The sequence below is a fragment of the Polaribacter litoreus genome (assembly GCF_054584775.1).
The window spans coordinates 1-2,227 of the sequence record NZ_JBTLRD010000059.1; the positions used below are offsets into that span (position 1 = coordinate 1).

Annotated in this window: 2 protein-coding genes; both read left to right on the top strand. The window is 26.6% G+C overall.

Translation table 11 applies throughout. From position 1 onward, the window contains the following. The first annotated feature begins 149 nt into the window (after positions 1-149). On the top strand, positions 150-719 hold the full coding sequence (locus ACW9UN_RS17030; protein WP_459487568.1) for a hypothetical protein: 570 nt from the start codon (positions 150-152) through the stop codon (positions 717-719). 152 nt (positions 720-871) lie between these two features. After that, positions 872-2,017: a hypothetical protein gene (locus ACW9UN_RS17035; protein WP_459487569.1), complete on the top strand. Its 1,146-nt coding sequence runs from the start codon at positions 872-874 to the stop codon at positions 2,015-2,017. Positions 2,018-2,227: the final 210 nt, after the last annotated feature.

The following is a 2,227-nucleotide window of genomic DNA, read 5'->3' on the forward strand; positions in this document are numbered from 1 at the left end:
ACAAAACATAACACCGTGTAAAATTTATTGCTTTTTCTGGTTTTTCTTACGAAAAACCTCGGAAACGCTAAAGTTTTAGTCTAAATAGTTTTTTTTGCTAAATTTACGCAACAAATAATACACCAAAACGTTATGTGCAATTACCAAAAATGACGAAAACAACACTAATATTGATTTTTACTATTCTATTTTTTACTTCGTGTAATGAAGTTGTTGAATATGAACAAAGTTTAAGTGACGAAGAACTTTATCCAAATTATGTAAAAGCAATAAAGAATGAAAGTACATTTCAAAATTTTCTTGTAGTTAAAGTTAAAAATTTGAATAATGGAGAAATTCGAGAATATTGCACGAAAGGAAACTTTTTGAAAGGAGCATTGCATAGAGAATTGAATTTAGGATATTCAAAAGACGGAATTATTAAAGTCTATGAAACTGCAATCGAAAATAAAGAAAGGTATTTTGAATTTAAAAACGATAGTGCAATTTGGAATATAAGTGCATTTGATAAATATTCTATGAAAGAACTGTCTGAATTTGAGAATCAAATCGGAATTGACTCACTCATATACAGAATCGAAAACGGAAAAGATTGGGGAATTACAATCTCGAATGATAAAGAAATGAAAATGGTCGCTCACTCTTTGTTTAATAAAGGAATTTTAACTGCAGAAAACAGTTGCTTTGGAGGAATGCTAAAATTAGATAAATCGGAATAAAAACAGCACATAACACCGTATATAATTTATTGCTGGCTTCTTGCCTACTTACGAAAGTCCTCGCGGACTTTCTTTGTCCGTAATTATTTACTAAATTAGTTGCTTGAAACACGCAACAAATCATATACAACAACGTTGGGTTTAATTTACGAATGAAAAAGAAAATAAACATTTTACTAATTATTTTTGTCTTATTTTTAATTGGTTGTGCTTCATATAACAACAGAATTGAAAAGAAGTTTATACAAGGAATTTGGGCGTTTGAAAGCGAAATCAATAAATCATATATTAAAGATACTAGTTTTGATTTCAAACATCGAAGACCAATAATTTTTGACTTCAAAAAAAATAATATTCTTCAAATAAGAAAATATGGAATAAAAGATACAATCTTTAATGTCAAATGGTATTTAAAATCAGATTCAACTTTAAATATTGATAGTTTGAATTATAAAATCTATAAATTAAATAAAAATAAATTCAGCATTATGGATTTTACTAGAGTTGATACTGTATTGCTGAATTTTAAAAAACCAAGGAATACTAAAATTAAATACTCTAAAAGTGAAATTGAAAACATACTTCTTTCAAATATCTGGAAAAATAAAGACGGAAAAGATAGTTCTGAATATAATAGTTCTGAATTTTTTAAAAATAAATCAATGGTTTATAGATATAAAATGTCAAAAACAGATTCTATTGAATATTTACAAAACGAAAATTGGGGAATAGCAGAATATCAAAACTACTACTTCTTATATTATTATTCAGATTACTTTTTAGGGAAAGGCAACTGGGAACAAATAAATCAAATTTTAAAAATTGCACCTAATCATTTTTCAGTAGAAGATGATAACAATACTAGTGAAACTCATTTTTATAGAAAAACAAGCAATGTAAAGAAACCAAATATTATTGGAAATTGGACAAGTAAAAACTCCAATTCGAAAAATTATGGAAATTTTATTTCTAAATTAGACATAGAAAGAGGAGATACAGAACTCTTTGAAGGAGAACTTAAAATAAAAATAAGCAAACAATTTATAGAATTTGAACTAGATTCCTTAAAAGTAGGAAAGTATAAGTGGGAATTAGGAAAAGATAATAAAACTATATTAATGAAAAAGCAATATGAAGGAGAGTTAAGAAGAGGCTTTTTTATAATTCTAGCAGATATTATTGAAAACGAAGAGAAAGAATTCAAATTACACCTATTTGAAAATCAGTTTTTAACTGGTTTTGAAAAACCTCGTTCAATTATTGTAAACAAAATTCAGACATTTGAAAAAAACGAATAAAAAAACTAAACCCAACACCGTGTAAAAAAAATTGCTGGTAAAAGCTTACTTACGAAAATCCTCGCGGATTTTCTTGGTTTGTGTTTTATTTACAAACTTTATTGCTTAAACCACGCAACTTTTCTTACACAACAACGTTGTAAATAATAGTGGAAAACACTCAGAAACATGAAAATTTAAATTTCCAAAATGTCTGAATTTAGTTGTTCG